22 protein-coding genes and 1 tRNA gene are annotated in these 25,348 nt (G+C 64.7%); 13 read left to right on the forward strand and 10 right to left on the reverse strand.

Annotated features, from left to right (window positions below; all coding sequences use genetic code 11):
- Positions 1 to 102 precede the first annotated feature (102 nt).
- The gene (gene ispB, locus KW845_RS08000; protein ID WP_218368706.1) at positions 103 to 1,068 is read left to right on the forward strand and encodes an octaprenyl diphosphate synthase; all 966 of its coding nucleotides are present in this window, start codon (positions 103 to 105) and stop codon (positions 1,066 to 1,068) included.
- 72 nt (positions 1,069 to 1,140) lie between these two features.
- Positions 1,141 to 1,217: transfer RNA gene (locus KW845_RS08005), tRNA-Pro, on the forward strand.
- A 167-nt stretch (positions 1,218 to 1,384) separates the two neighbouring features.
- Here KW845_RS08005 and KW845_RS08010 read toward each other — a convergent pair.
- Positions 1,385 to 2,278 carry a LysR substrate-binding domain-containing protein gene (locus KW845_RS08010; RefSeq protein WP_218368707.1) on the reverse strand — a complete coding sequence of 298 codons (894 nt, stop codon included), beginning with the start codon at positions 2,276 to 2,278 and terminating at the stop codon, positions 1,385 to 1,387.
- Between the two features lie 107 nt (positions 2,279 to 2,385).
- On the opposite strand from KW845_RS08010, the gene KW845_RS08015 reads away from it, so the two are divergent.
- From KW845_RS08015 to KW845_RS08040, 6 genes are all read left to right on the forward strand, one after another.
- A complete protein-coding gene (locus KW845_RS08015) occupies positions 2,386 to 3,321 on the forward strand; it encodes an ABC transporter permease (protein WP_218368708.1) in 936 nt (311 codons plus the stop codon).
- Between the two features lie 5 nt (positions 3,322 to 3,326).
- The gene (locus tag KW845_RS08020; RefSeq protein WP_255592502.1) at positions 3,327 to 4,193 is read left to right on the forward strand and encodes an ABC transporter permease; all 867 of its coding nucleotides are present in this window, start codon (positions 3,327 to 3,329) and stop codon (positions 4,191 to 4,193) included.
- Positions 4,194 to 4,196: 3 nt separating this feature from the next.
- The gene (locus tag KW845_RS08025; RefSeq protein WP_218368709.1) at positions 4,197 to 5,207 is read left to right on the forward strand and encodes an ABC transporter ATP-binding protein; all 1,011 of its coding nucleotides are present in this window, start codon (positions 4,197 to 4,199) and stop codon (positions 5,205 to 5,207) included.
- Positions 5,204 to 6,193 carry an ABC transporter ATP-binding protein gene (locus tag KW845_RS08030; RefSeq protein WP_218368710.1) on the forward strand — a complete coding sequence of 330 codons (990 nt, stop codon included), beginning with the start codon at positions 5,204 to 5,206 and terminating at the stop codon, positions 6,191 to 6,193. The genes KW845_RS08025 and KW845_RS08030 overlap by 4 nt, the downstream gene beginning before the upstream one ends.
- A 68-nt stretch (positions 6,194 to 6,261) precedes the next feature.
- Positions 6,262 to 7,326: a hypothetical protein gene (locus KW845_RS08035; protein WP_218368711.1), complete on the forward strand. Its 1,065-nt coding sequence runs from the start codon at positions 6,262 to 6,264 to the stop codon at positions 7,324 to 7,326.
- A gap of 63 nt (positions 7,327 to 7,389) precedes the next feature.
- Positions 7,390 to 8,934, forward strand: a complete 1,545-nt coding sequence (locus tag KW845_RS08040; RefSeq protein WP_218368712.1) for an ABC transporter substrate-binding protein — start codon at positions 7,390 to 7,392, stop codon at positions 8,932 to 8,934.
- Positions 8,935 to 8,995: 61 nt separating this feature from the next.
- Here the strand turns inward: KW845_RS08040 and KW845_RS08045 are convergent, their stop codons facing one another.
- Complete coding sequence (locus KW845_RS08045) at positions 8,996 to 10,600, reverse strand: gamma-glutamyltransferase family protein (RefSeq protein WP_218368713.1); 1,605 nt, start codon at positions 10,598 to 10,600, stop codon at positions 8,996 to 8,998.
- Positions 10,601 to 10,638: 38 nt separating this feature from the next.
- The gene (locus KW845_RS08050) at positions 10,639 to 11,673 is read right to left on the reverse strand and encodes a tripartite tricarboxylate transporter substrate binding protein (protein ID WP_218368714.1); all 1,035 of its coding nucleotides are present in this window, start codon (positions 11,671 to 11,673) and stop codon (positions 10,639 to 10,641) included.
- 156 nt (positions 11,674 to 11,829) lie between these two features.
- Between KW845_RS08050 and KW845_RS08055 the strand changes: the two genes are divergently transcribed.
- Positions 11,830 to 12,750 carry a LysR family transcriptional regulator gene (locus tag KW845_RS08055; protein WP_218368715.1) on the forward strand — a complete coding sequence of 307 codons (921 nt, stop codon included), beginning with the start codon at positions 11,830 to 11,832 and terminating at the stop codon, positions 12,748 to 12,750.
- Positions 12,751 to 12,795: 45 nt separating this feature from the next.
- On the opposite strand, the gene KW845_RS08060 is transcribed toward KW845_RS08055, so the two are convergent.
- Positions 12,796 to 13,686, reverse strand: coding sequence for a LysR family transcriptional regulator (locus tag KW845_RS08060; RefSeq protein ID WP_218368716.1), 891 nt, complete (start codon positions 13,684 to 13,686; stop codon positions 12,796 to 12,798).
- Positions 13,687 to 13,780: 94 nt separating this feature from the next.
- Between KW845_RS08060 and KW845_RS08065 the strand changes: the two genes are divergently transcribed.
- Both KW845_RS08065 and KW845_RS08070 read left to right on the forward strand, forming a co-directional pair.
- A complete protein-coding gene (locus KW845_RS08065) occupies positions 13,781 to 14,953 on the forward strand; it encodes a TauD/TfdA family dioxygenase (protein WP_218368717.1) in 1,173 nt (390 codons plus the stop codon).
- Positions 14,950 to 15,816: an oxaloacetate decarboxylase gene (locus KW845_RS08070; protein ID WP_218368718.1), complete on the forward strand. Its 867-nt coding sequence runs from the start codon at positions 14,950 to 14,952 to the stop codon at positions 15,814 to 15,816. The genes KW845_RS08065 and KW845_RS08070 overlap by 4 nt, the downstream gene beginning before the upstream one ends.
- Here KW845_RS08070 and KW845_RS08075 read toward each other — a convergent pair.
- The 6 genes from KW845_RS08075 to KW845_RS08100 all read right to left on the reverse strand — a co-directional run bounded on the left by KW845_RS08075 (position 15,804) and on the right by KW845_RS08100 (position 22,510).
- Positions 15,804 to 17,699, reverse strand: coding sequence for an LTA synthase family protein (locus KW845_RS08075; protein WP_218368719.1), 1,896 nt, complete (start codon positions 17,697 to 17,699; stop codon positions 15,804 to 15,806). The genes KW845_RS08070 and KW845_RS08075 overlap by 13 nt on opposite strands.
- 47 nt (positions 17,700 to 17,746) lie before the next feature.
- The gene (gene nudC, locus KW845_RS08080) at positions 17,747 to 18,508 is read right to left on the reverse strand and encodes an NAD(+) diphosphatase (protein ID WP_218368720.1); all 762 of its coding nucleotides are present in this window, start codon (positions 18,506 to 18,508) and stop codon (positions 17,747 to 17,749) included.
- A gap of 151 nt (positions 18,509 to 18,659) precedes the next feature.
- Positions 18,660 to 19,622, reverse strand: a complete 963-nt coding sequence (locus KW845_RS08085; protein ID WP_218368721.1) for a tripartite tricarboxylate transporter substrate binding protein — start codon at positions 19,620 to 19,622, stop codon at positions 18,660 to 18,662.
- A 51-nt stretch (positions 19,623 to 19,673) separates the two neighbouring features.
- Complete coding sequence (locus KW845_RS08090) at positions 19,674 to 20,438, reverse strand: SDR family NAD(P)-dependent oxidoreductase (RefSeq protein ID WP_218368722.1); 765 nt, start codon at positions 20,436 to 20,438, stop codon at positions 19,674 to 19,676.
- Between the two features lie 191 nt (positions 20,439 to 20,629).
- On the reverse strand, positions 20,630 to 21,517 hold the full coding sequence (locus KW845_RS08095; RefSeq protein ID WP_218368723.1) for a LysR family transcriptional regulator: 888 nt from the start codon (positions 21,515 to 21,517) through the stop codon (positions 20,630 to 20,632).
- A gap of 21 nt (positions 21,518 to 21,538) precedes the next feature.
- Positions 21,539 to 22,510, reverse strand: a complete 972-nt coding sequence (locus KW845_RS08100; RefSeq protein ID WP_218368724.1) for a tripartite tricarboxylate transporter substrate binding protein — start codon at positions 22,508 to 22,510, stop codon at positions 21,539 to 21,541.
- Positions 22,511 to 22,818: 308 nt separating this feature from the next.
- On the opposite strand from KW845_RS08100, the gene KW845_RS08105 reads away from it, so the two are divergent.
- Positions 22,819 to 24,570: a thiamine pyrophosphate-binding protein gene (locus KW845_RS08105; RefSeq protein ID WP_218368725.1), complete on the forward strand. Its 1,752-nt coding sequence runs from the start codon at positions 22,819 to 22,821 to the stop codon at positions 24,568 to 24,570.
- The gene (locus KW845_RS08110; RefSeq protein WP_218368726.1) at positions 24,567 to 25,328 is read left to right on the forward strand and encodes an SDR family NAD(P)-dependent oxidoreductase; all 762 of its coding nucleotides are present in this window, start codon (positions 24,567 to 24,569) and stop codon (positions 25,326 to 25,328) included. Before KW845_RS08105 ends, KW845_RS08110 begins: the two co-directional genes overlap by 4 nt.
- The last annotated feature ends 20 nt before the right edge of the window (positions 25,329 to 25,348 follow it).

Below are 25,348 nucleotides of genomic sequence, written 5' to 3' on the forward strand. Positions count from 1 at the left end.
ACCCCGTATAATTCGCCAGACCCCGGGTTCCGGCACGGCATGCCCGTGCCGGCGGATCAAAGAGCCACGGGTCGGCTCGCCCTGTAATGTGCCGGATACGTCTTGAATCTCCCTGAGCTGATCGCCCCCATTGCCGATGACATGAAGGCTGTCGACGCGGTTATCCGCGGACGCCTCGATTCGGAAGTCGTACTCATCCGGACGATCGCCGACTACATCATCGGCGCCGGCGGCAAGCGCATGCGCCCGGCGATGGTGCTGATGATCGCGCGCGCGCTGGGTTACCAGGGCGATCACCACCGCCTGCTGGCCGCGGTGGTCGAGTTCATCCATACCGCCACCTTGCTGCACGACGACGTGGTCGACGAATCCGACCTGCGCCGGGGCCGCGAAACCGCCAATGCCATGTTCGGCAATGCCGCCAGCGTGCTGGTGGGCGACTATCTGTATTCGCGCTCGTTCGAAATGATGGTCGAGGCCGGATCGATGCGCATCATGCAGATCCTGTCCGAAGCCACCACCATCATCGCCGAAGGCGAGGTGCTGCAACTGCTGAACGTGCACGATCCCGACGTGTCCCAGGAACGCTACCTGCAAGTGGTGCGCTACAAGACCGCCAAGCTGTTCGAGGCGGCCGCCCAGGTGGGCGCGGTGCTGGCCGGCGCCACGCCCGAACAGGAAGACGCCGCCGCCGCCTACGGCCGCCACATCGGCACGGCGTTCCAACTGGTTGACGATGTGCTCGACTACAGCGGCGACGCCCACGCGCTGGGCAAGAACGTCGGCGACGACCTGCGCGAAGGCAAGCCCACGCTGCCGCTGATCCGCGTCATGGAAACCGGCACGCCGGCCCAGCGCGACCTGATCCGCAATGCCATCCAGACGGGCGACGCCGATTTCGCCGCCGTGGCCCAGGCCATCCAGGCCACCGATGCCCTGGAACACGCCCGCCAGGCGGCCGACGCCGAGGCCGAGGCGGCCCGCCAGGCACTGGCTGGCTTTCCCATTTCCGTTTATCAGGAATCCCTGTTAGAATTTTGCGCTTTCGCGGTGAATCGCGATCGCTGAAAAGCGGTTAGTGAAGACTGCGTGAAAGTTGCACGACAACTGCGTGAAAACCGCGGTAAAACCCAAGCAAGCCGGGGCGTAGCTCAGCCTGGTAGAGTACTGCGTTCGGGACGCAGGAGTCGGAGGTTCGAATCCTCTCGCCCCGACCATTGATTTGGTCGAATTTCTGGGTGGTTCTTCCCAAACCACGGCAATGGCCGGTATCGCGCAAGCGGTGCCGGCTTTTTTGCGTGTGCGGTGTTCGGCCAAGGGCGCGCGTCGGCCGTCCGGGCGGGCCGTGCACGGCCGCCACATGAGCCATCAAGAACATGCGCCATCAAGACGATTCGCCGGCCACCTCGCGCGTGGCGCGCAAGAAGTCTTCCACATAGCGGGCATTGCGTGTGCCGGGCGCGCGGCCGAGCAGGAAGTGGTTTTCCACGGTGGGCAGGAAGCGCTTGGCCACCACGCCCCTGGATACGGTATCGGCCATCTGGGGGTGGACCAGCGACAGCCCCAGGCCCGCGGCCACGAATTCGCAGAGCGTGGGCGCGGTGGTGGCTTCCAGCACATAGTTGGGCGTGATGCCGGCGCGGGCATACAAGTCGTCCACGACACGGCGGATGGCGACCGAGCCGTCAAACGCGATGAATGGCTCACCTTCAAGATCAAGCACGGATACGCTGGCCTTGCGCGTCAGCCGGTGCCCGGCCGGTAGCAGGCAGACCAGGGGGTGTTGCAGAAAGGGCTCCAGTTCCAGCTCGGGATGATGCACGCTGGTGTTCAAGAGGCCCACGTCCACCTGCCGGGTGGCAAGCCAGTCCGCCAGCACGGCCGAGGCCCGCACTTTCACTGACACGAAGACATTCGGGTGCAGCGCCAGGAACCGCATGGTGGCCAGGCGAATGAAATGGCCCGCCAGGGCGGGCAGCACGCCCACGATGAGCTGGCCATGTTCTTCACGCTTGACGGATTCCACCGCCCGTTCGATCTGGTGCAGCCCCGCAAAGATGCGATCCACTTCGTCATACAGCCGCATGCCCTGGGGGGTGACGATCAGGCGGCCGCGCACGCGCTCGAACAGGCGCAGCCCGGTGTGGTCTTCGAACTGCGACAGCAGCTTGCTGACGGCGGGTTGGGTGACATGCAGGTGGGTGGCGGCCGCGCTGACCGTGCCACTTTCCACCACGGCGCGAAATGCCTCGACCTGCCGCAGATTGAATGATCGCATCCTATAACTGTTTGGAATGGGTTGCCCTGAAAATGTTTTTTGACATTCTAGGCTGCCGGCCCGAGTATGGCCATTATTTCCGGCGCCGCAAGGAATCGTTCGTCCCCATGCATTACGCAATCAAGCGGATCCTGCTTGGGATCCCCACGCTATTGGCCATGTTCACGGCCATTTTCCTGCTCGTGCGAGTGGTTCCGGGCGATGCCGCCACGGTCATCCTGGGCGACCAGGCCAGTGCCGCCTCTTTGGAGGCATTGCGGATCAAGCTGGGGCTGGACCAGCCGCTGTGGCGCCAGTACGCCGATTTTCTGTTCGGCGCTTTAAGCGGCGACCTGGGCACCTCTTTGGTCACGAGCCGCCAGGTCATGACCGAGATTCTGCGTGTCCTGCCCAGTACGCTGCAGCTGGCTGCCGGCTCTATGGTGTTTGGCCTGTTGCTGGGCCTGCCGTTGGGCGTGGTGGCGGCCGTGTACCAGGGCCGCTGGCCCGATTACGTGGGGCGCGTCGTGTCCTTGCTGGGCTTGTCGCTGCCGGCCTTCGTAGGGGGCATTCTGCTGTTGCTGGTATTCGCCATTCAACTGCAATGGTTCCCGGTCATTCCCATGGGCACTGGCTTGGTGGACGACCTGCGCGGCCTGGTGCTGCCGGTCTGTACGCTGGGTTTCATCATGAGCGCCTACGTGGCGCGCGTGACCCGCACATCCATGTTGTCGGTGCTGGGTGAAGACTACATCCGGACCGCTCGGGCCAAGGGCATCGGCACCTTCCGGTTCGTGTTGCGCCACGCCCTGGCCAATGCCCTGCTGCCCATCATCACGGTGACGGGACTTTACTTCGGTACGCTTATCGGCAATGCCGTACTGACCGAAATCGTGTTCAACCGGCCCGGCATGGGGCGCCTGATCCTGGGGGCGCTCAACACGCGCGACTACTCGCTGCTGCAGGGGCTGATGATCGTGTTCGCCGCATTCGTGGTGGTGGCCAATGTGGTGACCGACTTGCTGTATGGCGTCGTGGATCCGCGCGTGCGAGTGGGAAGGTGAGCGGCATGCATACGTTACAAGCCATGCCCTCGGCGCAGGCCAGGTTCATGCGGTTCATGTCGCGCGGGGGCTTGGCCGGCTGGATCGGCCTGGGCCTGCTGCTCTTCATTACGCTGGTTGCCGTCTTTGCCCCCTGGATAGCGCCGCACGACCCGCTGGAGCAGAGCATCGTCAACCGGCTGTTGCCGCCGTCGCCCGAGTTCCTGCTGGGTACCGACAGCTACGGGCGGGACGTGCTGTCGCGCATCATCTATGGCGCGCGCGTGTCGCTGGTGGTGGGCTTTGTGTCCATCCTGATCGCGATGACGGTAGGCACGGTGGTGGGCGTGGTGTCGGGATACGTAGGCGGCCGTTTCGACCAACTGGTCATGGCCATCGTGGACGTGATGCTCTCGTTCCCGTCGCTGCTGCTGGGCCTGATGGTGGCGGCCGTGCTGGGTGCCAGTATCGAGAACCTGATCATTGCCATTGCAATCACCGAGGTGGCGCCGTTCGTGCGGCTGGCGCGGGCGCCCACGCTTGCGCTCAAGGAAAAGGAGTTCATCGAGGCCGGACGCGCCCTGGGCTTTGGCCATGCCCGGCTGATGAGCGTGCATATCTTGCCAAACCTGATGGCCGACATCCTGGTCATGGGATCGCTGTGGATGGCCACTGCCATTCGTACCGAGGCATCGCTGAGTTTCATCGGCCTGGGCGTGCGTCCGCCTACGGCCACCTGGGGCGGCATGATCCGCGAGGGTTTCGAGAACATCCTGGATGCCTGGTGGCTGGCGGTGTTCCCCAGCCTGGCCGTGCTGCTCGTCGTGCTGGCGCTGAACCTTCTTGGCGATGCCCTGCGTGACGCCGTCGACCCCAAGTACCGCAAGGGCTGACCGATGACTGACACGCTATCTTCCCCTTCTGCCGAGCACGTGCTTGAGATCCGTGGCCTGCGTACCGAATTCCTGATCGACGGCCAATGGCACGCCGCCGTGCGTGACCTGTCGCTGGCCGTCAGGCGCAATGAAACGCTGGCCATCGTGGGCGAGTCCGGCAGCGGCAAGAGCATGACCGCCTTGTCGGTGCTGGGACTCTTGCCGGCCAAGTCCGGGCGCATTGGCGCGGGCCAGGTCATGTTCGAAGGCAAGGACCTGGCCGGCCTGCCGGACCGCCAGATGCGGCAGATCCGCGGCAATCGCATTGCCATGGTGTTCCAGGAGCCCATGACCTCGCTCAACCCCACCATGCGCGTGGGTGAGCAGATCGGTGAATCGCTGCGCGCCCACAAGGGCGTGTCCCGCGCCGAGGCGCGCCGCCAGGCCGTGCAGTTGTTGCTGCAAGTGGGTATTCCCTCTGCGCAGACGCGGCTGGACGACTATCCGCACCAGTTCTCCGGCGGCATGCGCCAGCGTGTCATGATCGCCATGGCCATTGCCTGCCAGCCCACGCTGCTGCTGGCCGACGAGCCCACCACGGCGCTGGACGTGACCATCCAGGCGCAAGTGCTGGCGGTGCTGAATGAACTGAAGGCCAGCCAGGGCATGTCCATGGTGTTCATCACTCACAACCTGGGTGTGGTGGCGCTGATTGCCGACCGGGTAGCCGTGATGTATGCCGGCGAGATCGTCGAGCTCGCGCCGGTGGCCGACCTGTATGCCCGGCCGGTCCATCCCTATACCCAGGCCTTGCTGGCTGCCATGCCGCGGGTGGATCGCGCCAACGAAGACCTGCAGCCGATACCCGGAGGCGTGCCTTCCATACGCGCCATGCCGGCGGGTTGTGCCTACGCACCCCGTTGCCCGTTGAAGATTGCCCGCTGCGAAACCGAGGCGCCGCGCCTGACGCCGCTGGCCGATGATGCCGAACACCCCGTCCGCTGCTTCGTACGCAGCCCGGAGACGACATGAATACCCATGATTCCTCGCCTTCCGGCATCGTGGTCGAGAACCTGCGCAAGCACTATGCGGTGGGGGGTGGCCTGTTTGGCCGCGCGCGCCAGACTGTGCGGGCCATTGCCGATGTTTCGCTCAGCATTCCCAAAGGCCAGGCCGTGGGCCTGGTGGGCGAGTCCGGTTGCGGCAAGTCCACGGTGGCGCGTGCTGTCTTGCGCCTGGTCGAGCCCGACGCCGGCCGCATCGTGCATGACGGCATCAACGTGCGCGCCTTGTCCGGAAATGCCTTGCGCCTGTACCGGCGCCGTGCGCAGTTGGTGTTCCAGGATCCGTATGCATCGCTCAATCCCAAGCGTACGGTGCGCCAGACGCTCGAGGAGCCGTTGCGCGTGCATCGCATGGGCACGCCCGCCGAGATTGCGCGCAGCGTGGAAGCGGCCATGACCGAAGTGGGCCTGCCAGTGGAAAGCCTGTCGCGCTACGCGTATGAGTTCTCGGGCGGCCAGCGCCAGCGCATTGGCATTGCCCGGGCGCTGATCCTGCAACCGGATTTCATCGTGGCCGATGAGCCGGTGTCCGCGCTGGACGTGTCCGTGCAGGCCCAGATTCTGCAATTGCTGAAGAAGCTGCAGGAAGACCGCGGCCTGTCGTTCCTGTTTGTATCGCACGACCTGGGTGTGGTTCGGCATTTCTGCTACCTGACCAACGTCATGTACCTGGGGCGCATCGTCGAGTCCGGCCCCACGGCGCAGATCCTGGATGATCCCAGGCACCCGTACACCCGCGTGTTGCGGGACAGCTCGCCCGTGCCGGATCCGGCTCACCGTATTGCGCTGGTGTCTACCGCGCAAGAGCTGCCGTCGGCGGCCAATCCGCCACCGGGCTGTGCTTTCCACCCACGCTGCCCGCGTGCCCAGGACCGTTGCCGCACCGAGATTCCAGTGTCGCAGCCGGTGGCCGGGCCGGCCGGCCGCACGGTTGCCTGTCACTTTCCTTTGTAGGGCGGGGTTCCTGGCCGAGCCGCTGTCCTGCCCTTCTTCTGTCCTTCTCTATTGCACGGAGCATCGTTGTGAGTTCAGCAAGCTTTATCTACCTGAGTCAGGAAGAAGCCATCAAGCATGGCGCCGATGACGTGGCGGCCACGGTGGCCGACGTGGAGCGCACGGTCGTCCTGACCTACCAGGGCAAAGCAATCGAAGCGCCCACTGCCACTTTGTTCTGGGACGTGGATCCCGCCGTGCTCAAGGGCGGCTTCGTCGGCTATCCCAGCAAGAAGCGCGCGAACATTCATGCCGGCTACATTGATGACGATGGCGTGAAGAAGGTTGCGATCAAGAACATTCCCAGCAATCCCGATAACCTGAAGAATGGCCACGGTCCGCGCGCGTCGGGCCTGGTGACGATCCTGCATCCCGAGAGCGGCTACCCGCTGGCCGTCATGGACGCCATGGTCATCAGCTGCATGCGCACGGGTTGCCTGGGCGCGCTGGGTGTGAAGTACCTGCGTTCGGCCCAGGCCGCGACAGCCGGGTTCATTGGTGTCGGGCCGGTCAACCAGGCCGCGATCATGGGTATCGCCGAAGTCATGCCCGAGCTCGAGCGCGCCTATGTGTTCGATTACGACACCGAACGTGCCCAGCGCTTCGCAGACAAGTTCTCGCGGCAGCTGAACATCGAGATCGTGGTGTGCGCCTCGGCCAAGGAAGCCATTGTCGATGCCGACGTCGTGGTGCCCGCCACCAGCGTGCAAAACAAGGACGCCGCGTACATCGAATACAGCTGGCTGAAGAAGGGCGCCCTGTTCGTGGACCTGTCGCTGTGGGACGCCAAGTACGAAGTGTTCGAGAAGGCGGACGCCATGTTCACCAACTCTGACCTGGTCATGGAGCGCACCACCATGACGCCGGCCTGCCTGGTGGCCGAGCAGGTCACCACCGAAGACAAGCTGGTGGATATCGGCGGCGTGATACTGGGCCAGTCGCGCGGACGGGCTGCCGATGACGACATCATCATTTACTTTGCCCGCGGCATGGCGCTGTACGACGTGATGAGCGGCTACCGGGTCTATGAAAATGCCAAGCAAGCCGGCCAGGGCCAGACCCTGAGCCTGTGGGAAGGCGAATACTGGCTGTAAGGCCAGTCCAGCCATCCCGTCCATACATTGGGCAATGCACCTGCCCCCAAGGAGGAAGAAAACATGCGTATAAGAAAACTGCTTTGCGCCGCGCTGCTGGGCGCGGGACTGCTTTCCGGCACACCTGCCGTGCTGGCGGAAACCCTGCAGATCGGTATCGGCACGTCCGACATCCAGACCCTGGATATCCATCGCGCCACGGGCTTTGACTCCATGCTGCTGAGCTACGTGTTCAACGGCCTGGTGCGCTTTCCGCCGGGCAGTGCCGACCCGGCCAAGCTGGAGCCAGACCTGGCCGAGCGCTGGGAGGAATCCGCCGACCACCTGACCTGGACCTTCCACTTGCGCAAGGGCGTGCAGTTCCATGGCGACAACGGCGAGCTGCATGCCGACGACGTGGTGTTTTCGCTGACGCGTGCCGCCGACACGACGCAGTCTTCGCAAGCGGCTGCGTTCGAGCCGTTCGCCAAGGTGGAAGCGCTGGACGACTACACCGTGCGCATTACGCTCAAGCGTCCTACGCCGGGTTTTCTGGGCCTGGTCGCCAACTATCGGGGCGGCAACATCACCAGCCGCAAGGCAGCAGAGAAGCCGGGTGCCAATCTGGCCGCCCAGCCTGTGGGGACGGGCCCGTTCCAGGTGGCCGAGCATGTGCCGCAGCAGTATGTGCGCCTGACGGCGAACGAGCAGTACTTCCGTGGCAAGCCCAAGATCGACGAGGTCTACTGGCGTTTCGTCATGTCCGACAGCAGCCGCGACCTGGCGTTCAAAGCCAAGCAACTGGATGTTATCTACGGACGTCGCGAACAGCGCTGGGTGACCAGCACGCGCGACCGCAAGGGGGTGGAACTTGACATCTTCGGCCCCGGCGAATTCCGCACGCTGCACCTGAACCGCACCATCAAGCCGCTGGACGACCTGCGGGTGCGCCAGGCTGTTGCCCATGCGGTGAACGTGGACGAGATCGTGCAATTCGTGGGCAAGGACGTGGCGCAGAAGGGCTGCTCGGTGGTGCCGCCGGGTTACCTGGGCCAAGACTGCTCGTTCAAGTACAACTATGACCCCGCAAAGGCGAAGCAGCTTCTGGCCGAGGCCGGCCACCCGGACGGCATCACGCTGCCGGTGGTGGTGTCCAACATATCCTCGATCCTTCCCATCATGGAAGTCGTGCAGAATCAGCTGGGCAAGGTCGGCATCCACCTGGACATGAAGGTGGTGGACCACCCCACTTTCCATGAACAGATCCGCAAGGACGCCAGTGCCATCGTGTTCTACGGCGCTGCGCGTTTCCCCGTGGCCGACACCTACCTGACGCAGTTCTACGACTCGGACTCCATTGTGGGCACGCCCAAGGCCATCACGAATTTCTCGCACTGCTCGGCGGGCGACGAGGCCATACGCGCGGCGCGGGCCGAGATCGATGGCGCCAAGCAGTTGGCGCTGTGGAAGACGGCGCAGCAGCAGATCAACGACGACGTCTGCGGCGTGCCGTTGTTCGACCTGCGCCAGGTGTGGGCGCACAATGACAATGTGGACTACGGCTACAAGCTGGAAGGCGACATCAACATTGCGCCCCCCATCACCGAGCAGACGACGGTCAAGCATTGATCTTGCCGGCCGGGCGGCGCGTATCGCCCCCCCGGCCGGCAATGCCGCGCGACAGGCCCCGTCAGTAGCCGATGGCGTAGCCGTCTTTGCGGTGGTCGGAAGCCGCCACGTAGCCGCCTTGTTCCAGCCGCATGGCCATTTGCGCGCTGCCGAATTCCAGGTCGAAGCGCGGCGCCACTTCGACTTGATGGCCCATCGCGCGCAATTGCTCTATCGCTTCGGGCGGGGTGTTCCATTCGACGGCCACGCCGACGTTGTCGTCTTTGATGCGCCAGCGCGGCGCGTCGCTGGCCGCCTGGGGATTCTGGCCAAAATCGGCCAGCCGGCTGGTGACCTGCACGTGGCCCTGCGCCTGCATCGACCCGCCCATCAGCCCGAAACTCATCAAGGGCTTGCCGTTCTTCATCAGGAAACCAGGAATGATGGTGTGGAACGGGCGCTTGTGCGGCGCCACTACATTGGGATGGCCGCGCCGCGTGGAAAAGCCCCAGCCGCGATTTTGCAGGGCGATGCCCGCGTTCGGCACCACGACGCCAGAGCCGAAACCCTTGAAGTTGGACTGGATGAACGACACCATCGTGCCGTGCCGGTCGGCCGCGGTCAGGTATACCGTGCCGCCGCTATGCGGGTTGCCGGGCCGCGGGGTGCCCACCCGGGCAGGGTCGATCAGCTTGGCGCGTTGGGCCAGGTAGGCCGGGTCCAGCAACTGGGCGCTGGATACCTGCATGTGGTCGGAGTCGCCCACGTGTTCGTACAGGTCGGCGAACGCCAGGCGCATCGCTTCGATCTGCAGGTGCAGCGTGCGTCCGGTGTCGCGGCCGGTCTCGGCCAGGTCGAAATGCTGCAGCATGCCCAGCGCCATCAGGGCGCCGATGCCTTGGCCGTTGGGGCCGATCTCGAACAGCTCGCAATCGCGGTAGCGCGTGCCGATGGGCTGCACCCAGTCGGCCCGGTGGCGGGCCATATCCGCCTCGGTGATATAGCCCCCCGTGTTGCGCGCGTGCGCGGCGATGGCGGCGGCCAGTTCGCCGCGATAAAAGCTCTCGCCTTTGCTGCGCGCGATGCTTTCCAGCGTGGCCGCCTGGCCGGGGCAACTGAAGCGCTCGCCCGGCCGCGGCGCGCGCCCGCCTGGCGCGAACGACTCGGCAAAGCCGGGCTGGCCGCTCAGTTTGGCGACCTGCTTTTGCCACTGGCGATGCACGGTGGGCGATACCAGGTAGCCATCGCGCGCGTAGCGGATAGCGGGCTCGAACAGGTCTTCGAACGGCAGCGAGCCGAATTTTTCCCAGATCGCGTGCCAGCCCGACACGACGCCCGGCACGGTCACGCTGCCCCAGCCGATTGCGTCCATGCTGTCCAGGTGCTCGAACTTCGCGGTTTCCCAGGCGCCCGGAGCGCGGCCCGATGCATTCAGGCCATGCAGTTGTCCATCGTGCCAGACGATGGCGAACATGTCGCCGCCGATGCCGTTCATGCATGGCTCGACCACGGTCAGTGCGATGGCGGTGGCAAGGGCCGCGTCGATGGCATTGCCGCCGCGGGCGTACATCTGCAGGCCGGCCGAGCTGGCCAGTGGCTGCGAGGTGCTGACCACGTTGTCCGCCAGCACAGGCATGCGCTGCGAGGGGTAGGGTAGTTGCCAGAAGGGGTCGTTGGGTATGGGCATGGAAACCTGCAGCAGAGAAGTGAATCGCGTATGGCCGGCTATTTGCCGATGTTGATATTCAGCGCCTTGACCTTGTCGCGCCAGAACGCTTGCTGGTCCAGGATGAATTGCGGCAAGGCCTGGCCGGATATTTCGCTGATCTGAAAGCCCTGGGCGCCGACCGCCTTGCGGAAACCCTCGTCGTCCTGGGCCTTGGCCAGCGCCTGGGCCACGATCTCGATGCGGTCCTTGGGCGTGCCCTTGGGCGCCATCAGCGCGAACAGGTTCTCGGCTTCCAGGCCTTGCACGCCCAGCTCTTTGAACGTGGGCACGTCGGCCATGACCGGTAGCCGCTTGGCCGAGGCCACGGCCAGCACGTTGATGCGGCCCGCCTCTTTGTGCGGCAGCGAACTGGTCACGCTGTCGAACATGAAGGCCGACGAGCCTTCGATCACTTCGGGCAGCGCCTGGCTGCTGCCTTTATAGGGAATCTGCAGCGCGTCTACGCCGGCCTGCTCCTTGAAAATCTCGCCCTCCAGGTTCGACAGCGTGCCGGCCCCCATCGACGCGTAATTGTGCTTGCCGGGTTCGGCTTTCAGGAAAGACACCAGGCCAGCATAGTCTTTGATGCCGAGTTTGCCGGGCGTCACCAGGATGTGCGGTGCGCTGGCGATGGCGCCCACGGCATCGAAATCGCCGTCCAGCGACACCTGCTGCTTGCCATTGACGGCCTCATAAATGGAATTGGACATCACCGAAGAGATGTACAGCGTGTAGCCATCGGCGTCCGAGCGGGCCGCGGCCTGCATGCCGATCAGCCCGCCAGCGCCGGGCCGGTTCAGCACCACGACCGATTGACCCAGCGTATCGCCCAGCTTCTGGCTCAGCTCGCGGGCCAGCACGTCGGTGGCGCCGCCAGGAGGAAACGACAAGATCAGTTGGATCGAGCGCTGCGGAAATTCCGCTGCCGCGGCGCTGGCGGCAACGGCCGATAGGGCGAGCACGGCGCCCACTTTGGCTGCGGCACGCATGAATGCGCCGCGCGCAGTGTTGCGCGGCTGGGCGGTATTGCACTTGCAGGCATGAATGGCCATGCGATATTCCCCTTGAGTAATAGGTGGTGGCCCGTTGCGGTTGAATGTCCACTTGGTCTTGGCCGCCGCTATGTCTGGCCATTCTAGGAATTGCGCTTTGGGCAATCAAGTTCAATAATTCGCATACGTATTGCTTTTTTTAGAATTCAATCGACCATGCTCAGCACTGCGCACCGCTACTTTCTGGAAGTCGTCCGGGGCGGCAGCATCAAGGATGCGGCCGCCGCCCTGCACGTGGCGCCCTCGGCTATCAGCCGGCAGGTTGCCAAGCTGGAGCAGGGATGCGGCACGGCCCTGTTCGAACGCCGCCCGCACGGCATGGTGCTGACGCGCGCCGGAGAAATGCTGGCCGACTACGCGCGCCGGGTTGCCATGGATTCCGAACACGTGCTGCGCGATATCCGCAGCCTGCGGCGCGCCGACCTGACCACGGTGCGCATCGGCTCGAACGAGGCCGTCGCGCGCAATGTGCTGCCCGCCGTCCTGGGGGCCTTCCGGGCCCGGCATCCCGACGTGGTCTTCCAGGTGCACATCGCTTCGCCGGGGGTGGTGACCCAGCGCCTGCGCGACGGCGCCATCGATGTGGGGCTGGCCTTCAGCGTGAAGCCGGGCAGCGGCATCGATGTGCGCTATGAAATCATCTCGCCCGTGCGGGCCATCATGGCGCCAGGCCATCCGCTGGCCGGCCGTGGCAGCGTGTCGCTGGATGACCTGCGCAGCTGTCCGGTGGCGTTGACCGATTCGGGCACGACCGTGCGCCTGCTGTTTGACAATTCGGCGGCCGACGGCGATGGTCCGCCGTTCGACGTGGCGTATTCCAGCAATTCATCGTCGATCATCCGCGCCATTGTCGAAGCCGGCCATGCGCTGACCCTGGCGGGCGAAATCACCCTGGCCGAGCCATTGCGCCAGGGAACGCTGGTAGCGGTAAGCCTGGACCACCCCGCCTTTGCGCAGCGCACGTTGCAGGTGCAAACCGCGCGCCATGCCGTCTTGCCGGACGTGACCGAACAGTTCGTACGGCAACTGATCGCCGGACTGGCACCGCAGAACACCCAGGCCTTGGCGGCTTGCTGATGGGCGCTGGCCGGCCGCGCTGCTACGTAAAACGGGGCCCCACTGTTATTTCATCAGCAGCCGCTGATATTCGGTACAGGCCTGCGCCATCGCTTCGCGCACCACGGCAAGCTGGCGGCTTTCCTCGTCGGCCTTGCGGTTGACCATCGACAACTGCAGCACCGGTCCGGCCTTGCCCAGGCGGAAGATGCGCACGGGGTAGCTGTGCAGCGTGGCCGGATCGGGCCGCTGCACCACCGAGATGCCCAGTCCCGAACTGACCATCGCCACGATGGCCGATGCGTTGTCGAATTCCAGGGTGCTGCGCACATCGCCGATATGGTTGCTGACGAACTGCGCGGCCATGGTGCCCGTGACTGTCTTGCGGTCGTAGCGTATCCATTCCAATTGGCGAAACAGCGTGGCGATCGGGGTGTCCGGCGTGCCGGGCGGGGCGATCAGTACCAGCTCGCGGCGCAGCATGGGCGTCCAGCACAGCCGGCCGGTACCGCCGTCCGGGGGCTGGGCCACCAGCGCGGCGTCGATTTCGCCGGCCTTCAGCGCGGCCGCCAGGCTGCTGCTGCGGCCGCGCACCGGCACCACGTCCAGCTTTGGGTGGCGCGTGCGGATGAAGCGCATCATGCCCGGCAACACCGCCGGCTGCATGGATTCGATGATGCCCACGCGCACTACGCCCTCGATCGCCAGCACGGTGCCGCTGCGCAGCGCGTCCAGCCCATGCAGCCCGTCACGCATGGTGTTGGCCACTTCGTGGGCCAATTGGGTGGGGCGCACCTGCAAGCCCGAGCGGTCGAACAGCGGTTTTCCCAGGTAGGCCTCTAGCTGCTTCATCTGCATGCTGACCGCGCTGGGGGTGATGTTCATCAGCCGGGCGCCGCCAACGAAAGTGCCGGTTTGCAGAACCGCTTCGAGTGTGGCGAAGGTTTCTAGCTTCATCAAATTTTCTTAGGAAAAGCGTCAAATATCATCGCTATTCTAGATGAACGGGCGTACTTACACTGGCGGCAGTCGATCACACACGGAGACACAGATGCCGGCCAACGCCATTTCCAACCGCCCCCTGGCCTGGACCGCCGACCAGGTCCGGCAAGATCCTGCATGGAAATTGCACCTGAGCGCCGAGCAGGCAGACGGTGTGCAGGCCGCGTTGGCGCATGCCAAGCGCCTGGACAAGCCGCTGCTGGCCATGGAGCAGGCCGACTTCCCGCTGCCCGCCGCGTCGCGCGCCGCGCTGCGCCAGGCCATCGACATGACCCAGGGGCGCTGGGGCATGTGCCTGGTCAAGGGCTTCCCGGTGGACGACTGGAGCGAAGACGACACCCGCCTGGCGTATTGGGGCATGTCGCTGTACATGGGCGTGGGCCGCACGCAGAACCGCGCCAGCCAGGTGATGAACGACGTGCGCGATGCCGGGGGCGAATACAAGGTCAAGGGCGGACGCGGCTACAACACCAATGCCGGCCTGGATTTCCACCAGGACTCGTGCGATGTGGTGGCGCTGCTGTGCCGGCGCACCGCCAAGTCGGGCGGCACCAGCAAGGTCGTCAGCTCGCTCGCGCTGCGCGACGAAGTGCGCAAGCGCCGCCCCGACCTGATCCCGGTGCTGGAAAGCCCGTTCTTCCACAGCTATCAAGGCACCCAGGATCCCATCCAGCCGCCGTACTATCGTTGCCCGATTTTCGGCAGCCATCCGGAATATTTCTCGGCGCGTACCAATCGCAAGAACACGGTGGCCGCGCAGCGCGATTTCCCCGAGGTGCCGCGCCTGACGGCAGCCCAGGTCCAGGCCCTGGACCTGCTCGACGAATTGATGCCCAGCGATGCGTTCTGCTATTCCATGGAGCTCGAACGCGGCGATATGCAGTTGCTGAACAACTACGTGACGCTGCATTCGCGTACTCCGTTCGAAGACTACGAAGAACCCGACCGCAAGCGCCACTTGCTGCGCCTGTGGCTGGCCATTCCCGGCTCGCAGCCGTTGCCCGAGGACTGGGCCGAATACTACGGCGATGCGCGTGCCGGCGCGGTGCGCGGCGGCGTGCGGGGCAGTGCCATCACCGGGGAATTCCTGGCCTACGAAAAGCGCCAGGCCGCGGCCATGGGCATGCCGTTCGAGACCTGGCAGCCCAGGGTGCGCAAAGAAGACATGGAGGCCATCATCGCGGCTGCCGGCAAGCCGGTGGCCGCCGGGAGCGCGGCATGAGCCGGCTTGCCTTGCGCGAACGCCTGGCCGGCGGCCCCGCCGTGCTGGCCCCCGGAGTCTATGACGCGATGACCGCGCTGATCGCCGAACAGGCAGGTTTCGATGCCCTGTACCTGTCGGGTGGCGCGGTGGCGTATACGCAATTGGGCCGTTCCGATGTGGGCCTGACCACAGCCACCGAGACGGCCGACGTGCTGGCGCGCATTACCGACCGCGTCAACCTGCCGGTGATCGTCGATGGCGACACGGGCTATGGCAACGCCTTGAATACGCAGCGCACGGTACGCGTGTTCGAGCGTGCCGGGGCCGCGATGATCCAGCTGGAAGACCAGACGTTTCCCAAGCGCTGCGGCCATCTCGAGAACAAGACGCTGGTGTCCGCGCGGGAAATGTGCGGCAAGCTGCGCGCCGCGCTGGATGCCCGCCACAGCGCCGATACGCTGATCCTGGCGCGCACCGATGCCGTGGCCGTGGAAGGCCTGGACGCGGCGCTGGACCGTGCCGAGGCCTACCTGGAATGCGGGGTCGATGCATTGTTCATCGAGGCCGTGGTATCGGCGCCCGACATGGAGCGGGTATGCGGCCTGTTCGCCGCGCGCGTGCCGCTCTTGGCCAATATGGTCGAAGGTGGCAAGACGCCCGTGGGCAGCGTGGACGAATTGTCGGCGCGCGGCTATCGCATCGTGATCTATCCGGGCGGTACGGCGCGTTTCGTGTCCAGGCAGTTGCAGCGCTACCTGGCCAGCCTGAAGACGCATGGCACCACCCGGCCGCTGTGGGATGAAATGAACGATTTCAATACCCTGAACGAGTTGGTCGGCACACCCGGCCTGCTGGCGCAGGGGCGGCGCTACGAAGGCTGAGCCTCGCGCGGTACGCAGTAGCGTTCTTCGCGGTAAGCCCAGCTGGGCCACAGCGCGTGGGCCAGGGCTTCTTCGGCCAGCACCGGATCGGTGTCGGCCGGGGCGTAGCCCGCGGGCATGGCGTAACGGAACTGCACCGGCGCCTTGCCCGGCAGCAGCACGAGCAGGTCATCGCCCTTCAGGTAGCCGTAGTGGTTCTCGTACTGCATGATCGCGCGGTCGGGATTGCCGCGGGTCAGGTCGCGGCCCAGCATCGGATGCGTGCATGCCACGCCGGCCAGCGACAGCAGCGTGGGCGGCAGGTCGATCTGGCTGATGATGCCTTCGTCGCGCCGTGCTTCGATGCCGCCGCCCAGGATCACCGCCGGGATATGGAAATGCCGTACCGGCACCAGCGTATCGCCGAACACCCGCGAGTCATGGTCGGCCACCACCAGGAACACCGTATCGTTCCAGTAGGGTGCCTGCCGCGCCCGCTCGAAGAACTGGCCCAGTGCCCAATCGGCGTAGCGCACGGTGTTCTCGACGGTGGCGGGGTTGCCGTCGACCTCGATGCGCCCGGCCGGATATTCCCAGGGCGAATGGTTGGACACGCTGAAGGCCAGCGTGAACGAAGGCCGGTCGCCGTCGGTGCGCAAGCGGGCGTCCAGCTGCGTGAACATGTCTTCGTCCGAGGCGCCCCAGGTACCCACGAAAGCCGGGTTGGTGAAGTCGGGCCGGTCGACGATTTCGTCGAAGCCGTTGCCCAGGAAGAATGCCTTCATGTTGTCGAAGTGCGATTCGCCGCCATAAATGAAGCGCGAATGGTAGCCATGGCGGCCCAGCACATCTGCCAGCGTGAAAAAGCCGCGCTGCGCCGCCGGCAGTTTCAGCACCGCCTGGGCGGGCGTGGGCAGGAAACCCGCCGTCACGGCTTCCAGCCCGCGCACCGAGCGCGTGCCGGTGGCGTAGGCACGCGTGAAGGCCCAGCTTTCGCGGGCCAGCGCATCCAGGTGCGGCGTCAGGTTGGCGCCGCCCAGCGCGGCGCTGTACTGGGCGCCCAGGCTTTCTTCCAGGATGATCACGATATTGGCGGGACGCGTGCGCGTCCGCGACGGTGCCTGGTGGTGCACACTGGGGTGCGTGTCCAGCGCCGGCGGGTCGGGCAGGCCGGCGCACGACAGCACCACTTCCTGCATGCGCGCGCCGGGCATCTTGCCGTACACGGCGGCGGCAGACTTCTCGTACTTCATGCTGTAGATGGCATAGAACACGTTGTACAGCGAGTTCAGCGGCAGCGTGTTCAGCATGCCGTCGTTGGAATATGCCACCGTGGACGGGTTGATGGGGCGGTGTCCCAGCGTGCCGCGTATGGCCAGGATCACCGCGGCCAGGCTGCCCAGGCTGCCCAGGCCCATCTGCCACCAGGCCCAGCGCGCGCCGGGGGTTGGGTTGCCGAACAAGGCATGGCCGATCGCCAGCAAGACCACCACCGACACCAGCGCGCCAACCAGTTCCAGCTTGTAGCCGCGCCAAAGCATGCCCGAGACTTCGCGCGGATGCTTCAGGTATTCCACGAACAGGCGGTTGGGCCGGGTATCGTATTCCTGGATGAAGGCCGGCGTGGCCACTTCCAGGAAGCCCAGCAGTATCCAGCACACTTGCAGCCAGATGCCGGTGGCCACGGCGGCCCACGGCAGATGTCCTAGCCAGGGCGAGAGCACGGCGGGCAAAGCCACCAGCACGGCGATCTGGTTGGTGTCGATGCGCAGCCCGCCCAGCAGGATGGGCTTCAGGCCGCCCGCCTTCCGGACGCGGCGCCATTGCCAGGCAGCCAGCGCCAGGCGGCTGCCGGTCAGCAGCACGTAGGCCGCGATGATGAACAGTAAAGTCGAATGTCGCATAGTGTTCCGCCATTACCGGCGCCACGCGCCGGATGCGCGGTGCGGGATCAGGAGCAGGCGCCGGCTGGCAGGTTGGCGCGGACCAGGCGGCCCGCGATGGATTCGTGCATGGGAATATCGGGCAAGGGGTCGCCCGGGCCGTACCAGCGCGCTTCGGCAATTTCGTCGGCTTGCAGGCGGATCTCGCCGCCGGCGTATTCGGCGGTGAAGGCAATCATCAGCGAATGCGGGAATGGCCACGACTGGCTGCCGAAGTATTGCAGGTTGTCGACCTGCAGGCCGACTTCTTCCAGGACTTCGCGGTGCACTGCGTCTTCGATGCTTTCGCCGGCCTCGACGAAACCCGCCAGGGCCGTATGGCGCGCCGTGGCGTAGGTGGCGTGGCGCGCCAGCAGGATGCTGTCACCCTTGCGCACCAGCACCATCATGGCCGGCGAGATGCGCGGGTAGGCCGACATGCCGCAGGCCGGGCAGCGCATGCAGAACTCGTGGCCCACCGGTTGCATGGGGGTGGCGCACACTCCGCAGTATCGGTGGGTACGCACCCATTCGGAAATCTGGAACGCCCGGCCGGCCAGCGGCGCGCGCTCGCCAAGGTCGCCCAGCAGGGCGCGCAGCTTGCGAAACACATAGCCCGGCGGGGCTTCGGCCGTGGCGGGTACGTGGATCGTGCGGATCTGCGGGTTGTTCAGCCAGACTTGTTGCAGGGTGTCGGGTTGAAGGCCCAGTACCGCGCAGACGGTGGCGTCGGGCAGGTCCAGCCCGGTTTCCTGCACCAGCAGTTCGTTGCCACGGAAAATGAAGTTCAAGGGGCTTCCTTGCGCAAGAATCAGGTTTGCGTGCGGGAAGCTACTTTACATCGGTGCCATGCCCGCGCAAATACCGACGCGCGGTCCTCGGTAACATTTTGCTCGAAGGCGTGCGGCCACCCTGCCCCCAGCGAGCGCCGCCCGATGGGTTTCAGTTCGGCGCCAGGTTCATCTGGCGCGCCAGCGAGCCCCAGGCCTTTGCGTCGCTGGCGACTGTCTGGGCAAAGGCGTCGCGGCTTGCCGGCACGGGGATGTCGCCCTGCGCCTGGAAGGCCGCCTCGACCTCCGGCTGGCGCAAGATTTCGTTGATTTCCTGGTTCAGCTTGTCGGCAATGTCCGCAGGCAGCCCCGGTGGGCCAAAAATGCCGACGTAGTGCCGGACCGAGAAATCCTTCAGGCCGCTTGCGGCGACGGTAGGCACATCTGGCAGCAGCGGAAAGCGTTCAGGCCCGGTGATGGCCAGGGCCTTGATGCGCCCACCGGCAAAGTGGGGCGACACCGTGGAAATGTTTGCCACGCTGAACAGGACGTCGCCCGAGATCAGCGCAACGGCCACTTCCGAGCCCGCGGCATAAGGCACATGTTCGGCCTTGCCGCCGAACTGGTCCAGGAACAACTGGCCGGCCAGGTGGACGAGCGTACCGTTACCAGTGGACGCAAAATTGTATTTGCCGGGCTGGGCCTCGAGCTGGGCAATCAGTTCGGCCAGCGTCTTGCCCTTGAACTCCGAGCCCGATGCAATCACGAAGGGCACGCGCATCATCTGCGCCACGGGTGTCAGGTCCTCTGACTTGTACGTGAGGTTCTTGTAGAGCACTGGCGCGATCGACATGGTGCCCGTGGCCGACACCAGCAGCGAATAGCCGTCGGGCTTTTTCGCGGCAACGTGCGCCGAGCCGATAGTGCCGCCCGCGCCGGGCTTGTATTCCACGACGAACGGCTGGCCCAGTCGCGCCGCCAGTTTGTCCGCCACGATGCGCGCGATGCTGCCGATCGAGGCGCCGGCGCCAAAGGGCACGGTGATCGTGACGGGGCGCGAAGGGTAGGGGTCTGCTGCCTGGCTGTGCAGGGGAATGGCGGCAAGCAATGCCGCGACAAGCAAGAGCTTCCTCAAGGTAGATGTCTCCTGGGCGTGTGGTCTGTTATGTGTTGCGCTGACTGCGGCTCATGGCATGAAGTAGCCGCCGTTGATGTCGAAAATGGCGCCCGTGACAAAGCTGGTGTCTTCGCTGGCCAGGTAGGCGACCATGGCGGCGACTTCGTGCGCTTCGCCGATGCGGCCAACCGGAATGTTCGTCTTGTAGTTCTCGGTCATCTGCGCATCGAGCTGGCCGCCCAGGCCCGCGTTGATGGTGCCGGGGGCAATGCAATTCACGGTGATGCCATCCTTGGCCACGCGCGAGGCAAAGAAACGCGAAAACCCGATCAACCCGGCCTTCGAGGCGGAATAATGGGCTCCCGAGACCATCGAGCGGGTGCGTCCGGCCACCGAAGCCATGTTGATGATTCTGCCCCAGCCGTTGGCGCGCATGCGCGGCGCGGCATTGCGGCACAAGATGAAGGGCGCGGTCAGGTTCACATTCAGCACTGCCTGCCATTCGGCCAGGCTGATTTCGTCCGGAGGCAGGCTCTTGCCCTGCCTCTTGGGTGAGATGCCTGCATTATTGACAAGGATGTCGACGCGTGCGCCTTCCGCATCGAGTTGGGCAAAGAGGGTCTTTACGGCATCTTCGTCGGTGATGTCGCATGTCAGCGAGCGGGCATGATGGCCCAGGCTGGCCAGATTCCGGGCCTGCGCATGTACGCGCTCGTCCAGGTCCAGCAGCAAGACAGGGTAGCCTTCCTGGCACAGCCGCAGCGAAATGGCCTGGCCAAGTCCGCCGCACGCGCCGGTGACCAGCGCGGTTCTATTCTTCGTGTTGGTTCCCATTTTCTTTAAAAGAAGGTCAGGCAGGGCCAGTCGGATCCGCTTTGGGCGCGCGGCGGCAAGTGCAATACCGGGCGTCCAAAGCAGCAACACGAATTCTAGAGACGCATCATAGGGGCGCCTATTGATAAATTATTAAATGCGATTTTTAACTTCGTTATTTCGCATTCAACGGCCACGCGGTGTCGCGAACGTCAAACCGAAAATGCATCCCTGACCGCCTTGAACGCGGCGGCAATGGCCGATTCATCTTTACGGTTCGCCGCGGCGATGAAATACAGGTTCGACGGCAGCGGCATTTCGTCAAGGTAAACCAGCCCGTGCGTTTCGGCTTCGCGTATGGCCACCGGCTGGCGTGCCAGCGAAAGTCCCATCCCACAACGCACCATGTCCAGCATCGAAGCTTCCACGTCGGCTTCGGCGACGATGTTGGGAATCAGCCCATGGGCCTTGAACTTGGCCGAAAGCAGCCGGTTGTAGACCGAGTTGGGATAGGGCCATATCCATGGCAGGCGCGCCAGTTCGCTCCAGCTTTTACCGGCCACACGGGATCGCCAGCCCTGAGGCGCAATGATGAAATGAGTAAAGACCGTCAGGTGCTCGGCGTAAAGCTCGGGCGGCAGGCCTTCTTCGGGCCCGGCCACGTAATAGCCGGCGTCCAGCGTGCCTTTGAGAATCTCGCTCTTGACCAGGCCGGTCATCCCGTGGTGCAGCTTTGTGCGGATGCGGGGATACGTGGTGATGAGGTTGCGCAGGAAGGGGCCCAGGCGCGTTATCTCGGGGTTCATCGTCGTGCCGATGGACAGTTCCCCGCCCAGGCTGCCCTGCATGTGCGATGCGCGCTCTTGCAGCTGGCTTACCGCGGCAAGTACGCGTTCGGCCAGCGGCAGGATCTCTTCGCCGTCACCTGTCAGCGTCAGGCCCTTGCTGCTGCGCACCAGCAGGGTCAAGTCCAGGTCTTGCTGGAAATTCTTCAGCTGGATGCTGACGGCCGGCTGGGTAAGGTGCAGGCGGTCGGCCGCACGCGTAAGGTTGCCCTCGCGGGCGACGGCCACGAACGCTCTGATGTGTTGTAGGTCCATAGCTGAAGGATGCTACGACTTCTACTTGATTCTTGGTATCCCCGCGTCTTTGATGATGGCGCCGGTCTTCTCGCGTTCCTGCAGCAGGTATTGCGTATAGGCCTTGCCGCCCATGAACTCGGGGTCGGCGCCGATCTGCCGGATCTTTGCCTGGACGGCGGGCATTTCCAGCGCGCGCTTCATGCCGTTTTCCAGCCGATCCACGATCGCCTGTGGGGTGCCCGCCGGAACCGCCACGCCTGCCCAGGCTTCCACCGAGACGTCATAACCCGCCTCTTTCAGTGTCGGGACGTCCGGGTATTCGGGCCAGCGTTGCGAACTGCCCGAGGCCAGCAGGCGCAACTTGCCGGCCTGCAAGTGGCTGATGACATCCGGTGGATTGGCGGCAATTACCGCCACCTGGCCGCCCAGCAGCGCCAAAGATGCTTCTGGCCCCGCCTTGTATGAAATGAGTTCGAACTTGCCACCGGTTTTCCTGCCCAGGTCGAAGAAAATCAGGCTGTTGGGCGTGGACGGAGACCCGAAAAATACCGACTGGCTACCCTTGGCGGCTTCCACCAGGTCGGCGACTTTCTTGAACGGCGAGTCCTGGCGCACCACGATTCCATAACGGTTCTTGCCGAAACCGGCCACGTGGATAAGATCTTCGGGCTTGACCGGAACGTCCATCAGGTGCGGCGTGGTGGTCACCACCGATGCCGAGACAATCGCCAGCGTGTATCCATCCGGTGCCTGCTTGGCTACGTAGGCAGGGCCCAGCGTGCCCAGCGCGCCTGGCTTGTTCTGTATGACCACGGGCTGCCCCAGGTCTTTTTCCATGCCCGATGCCAGTGCCCGGGCCATCAGGTCGGTAACGCCGCCTGGCCCGAAATTCACCACTATGGTGAGCGGCCTGTCGGGATACGCGGCGTGCGCCGCCGGGGCCAGCGCGACGGCGGCCATCATGGTGAACAGCCTTGCCAGCTTCTTGAATGTACCGCGTGACGATTGCATGCCTTCCTCCTTGGATTTTCTTTTTGCGCCCAGCGCTCTGTGCCGCATAGTCTAAAGAAGGAGAAGGCCTTCGATTATTGCAATTTTCAAAGGTGGTTATTAAGCATCTTTAAGCTCGTTGCAACCCGTTCGTTGCAATCGGCCCAGCCGCATTTAGGATGCTTATAAACAAGTTGAAAATTCGCAAATTGCCAGCCTGCAGGGGTGGCTTCACAATCTTCCAGGTATCGGGCATGCAGGCGCGCTAGCCGCGTTCTGGCGTGATGATGTCCCGTTTCCCATATTGATGAAGGCATACAGGATCAAGCATGACAACCGCACCGCTGCTGCAAGACCCTAGCGACGCCGCGCAGGCCGTCGTCCAGGTATTGAAAGAGGCCGGTATCGATACCGTGTTCGGCATTGCCGGAGGGCACGCCGGCCATATCTGGGCGGCGCTGGAAAAATACCAGGACTCGATTCGTACCGTGCTGGTGCGGGAAGAATCGCTGGGTAGCGCGATGGCAGAGGTCTATGGCCGGCTCACGGGCAAGCCGGGCGTACTGGTGGGGCAGGGCCCCTGGATACTTGGCAACGGTTTGCTGGGAACCATCGAAGCACATTTGTCGAGCTCGCCGATGCTGCTGCTTACCGACTTCAGCGATACCCCCGACCTGTCGCTGCATGGCCCTTACCAAAGCGGGCGGGGCGACTACGGCGGCTGGGATGCGCGGTTGAGCTTCAAGGGCGTGACCAAGCAGGTATTCGAGGCGCATCACCCAGCCGGCGCGGCGCATGCCACGCAATTGGCCATCAAGCATGCCACCACCGGCCAGCCCGGTCCCGTGGCCGTGCTGTTCAGCATTTCGGCCTTGAGCGGCAAGGTGCAGCAAGATGACGCGCCGCGCCTGTATCGCACGCAGGCCTACCTGAACCGCAGGCCCGCGTGCGTCGACCCGCAATCCGTCGACCAGGCCGCCCAGGCGCTGAAGACCGCCAGGCGGCCCGTCATCATTGCCGGCAACGGGGTACGCATCGGCAAAGCCTACCCGGCGCTGCACGCCTTCGCGCAAGGCCTGGACATTCCCGTGGTGACTTCGCCTTCCGGGAAAGGCGTGTTTGCCGAGTCGCATGCGCTGGCGCTGGGGTTGTACGGCACGTTCGGGCATCCGGCGGCCAACGCCTGCGTGGCCGAAGCCGATGTCATCGTGGCGGTCGGTACCAAGCTTACCGCCTCGGATACTGCGTACGAGAATCCGGCGCTTATCGATCCGCGCCGCCAGGTGCTCATCCAGTTGGATATCGAACCGCTCAATGCTTCCTGGAGCTTCCCGGCCGATCACGTGGTGATCGGCGAGGCAGCGATTGCATTGGAAGCCTTGCGCGAAGCCGCCCATGGCCTGAACGGGCAGGGCGCCGCCCGCGCGAAGGCCTATCGCGCCCCCTATGCCGAAGCCGAAGCCGCCGCGGCCGAAGACGCGGCGCTGCCGATGTCGCCGCCGCGCCTGATCGCTGAACTGCAGCACGTGCTGCCGTCTGACGCCATCGTCTGCTGCGATGCCGGCGAGAACCGCATTTTCATGATGCGCTACTACAAGACGCGCGAAGCGGGCGGTTTCCTGCAGGCCGCGGGCGCCGGGCCCATGGGCTATGCCATTCCGGCGGCAATGGGCGCCAAGCTCGTGCATCCTGAAAGACCAGTCGTCGCGGTATGCGGCGATGGCGGATTCTCGATGTCGATGAACGGACTCATGACGGCCATCGAGGCAGATATCCCGATCATCACCCTGATCTTCAACAATCAGATGCTGGGGTGGTCGACCCACATCCGCGGCCCCTTTGCGGCCCAGTTCCACGACTTCGACCATGCGGCCATCGCCCGTGCCATGGGTTGCCACGGCGTGCAGGTCGATACGCCGGACCAGCTTGCCACCGCGATACGCGAAGCCCTGCTGGCCGAAGTGCCCACCGTGATCGACGCGCGTATTTCCACCGGGCTTTCCTACAAGGCGCTGATCGCGTCTTTCGATACCGTGCCAGCCGAGCCGGCCTTACGCAAGGCGGCTGGAGTCGCAGGATGACAACGAGCGGGCGATCGGCCCTGGTCACGGGCGGCGCCGGCGGTATTGGCCAGGCCATTGCCGGCAGCTTGGCCAAAGAGGGCTACCGGGTCTACCTGTTGGACCTGAGCGAGCGGGTCGTCGAAGTGGCCCGGTCGCTCTGTTCGCAGCCTGGCCAGGTGCACGGGCGCGTCGTCGATGTCGGCGACGAAGCGCAACTGGTCGATGCGGCCCACTGGTGCCTGCGGCAAGCCGGCGGAGTGTGCGATGTGCTGGTGAACTGCGCAGGTATCTCGCCGAAGGGCGAGGGTGGTCCGATTCCCTTGCCCGCGATCACCACCGAGCAATGGGACCGGGTACACCGGATCAACGTGACAGCGCCGTTCATCCTTTGTCGCGAACTGATGCCGTTCATGGCGCAGCGGGGCTTCGGACGGGTCGTCAATATCGTCTCGCGAGCCGCCCGTACCTATGTGCCGGTGTCGGGGCTGGACTACCATTCGTCGAAGACGGCCCTGCTGGGCCTGACTCGCGCGCTGGCCGGCGCGTATGGCGGCCAGGGCGTCACGGTCAACAGCGTGGCGCCGGGGCGCATTGCCACGGCGATGGCCAAGGCCACGCATCCGGCATTGCTTGCCGACACCCTGAAAATGATACCCGCCGGCCGCTTCGGCGAGCCCGCCGAGATCGGGGGCCTGGTGGTATTCCTGGCAAGCGAGGCCGCCAGTTATATCAACGGCGCCTGCATCGACATCAACGGGGGTATCTATATGACGTAATGGGGTGGCCCCATTGCGTG

Source organism: Bordetella sp. BOR01 (genome assembly GCF_019218885.1).
Taxonomy (GTDB): domain Bacteria; phylum Pseudomonadota; class Gammaproteobacteria; order Burkholderiales; family Burkholderiaceae_B; genus Bordetella_A.